The sequence below is a fragment of the Curtobacterium sp. MMLR14_002 genome, from assembly GCF_001864975.1.
GTDB classification, from domain to species: Bacteria; Actinomycetota; Actinomycetes; order Actinomycetales; family Microbacteriaceae; genus Curtobacterium; species Curtobacterium flaccumfaciens.
This window is the reverse complement of sequence record NZ_MJGT01000135.1, coordinates 1-286: the sequence shown is the minus strand read 5'-3', so window position 1 is coordinate 286 and position 286 is coordinate 1. Positions and strand designations below refer to the sequence as shown.

Here is a 286-nt window from a genome sequence, read left to right as displayed (position 1 = left end):
GGATGATCTGGCCCGCGAATCGCGGGATGCCGTCGGCGAGCAACAACAGCTCGTCGCGCTCGTCCGGCCAAGCGGCGGTCAGGGGGCCGGCGTGTAGACCAGTCGACCGCAGTCGAGTTCGTACTCGAGGGCGAACGGGCTCTCACCCGCTTCGCGGGCCGCCGACGCCATGCGGGCGTCGTAGTCGACGAACGCTTCGTTCCCGCGCATGCCCGGCATGTCGTACCACTCGTCCACGACGGAGTGGGCCTCTTCCGGCGTGACGGGTGTCCTACTGGATCCGGGG

General features: G+C 69.2%; 1 protein-coding gene. It reads right to left on the bottom strand.

The window, feature by feature from the left end; all coding sequences use genetic code 11:
• Positions 1 to 78 precede the first annotated feature (78 nt).
• On the bottom strand, positions 79 to 286 hold a 208-nt coding region (locus tag BIU91_RS19255), incomplete at its 5' end, for a hypothetical protein (RefSeq protein ID WP_216099692.1).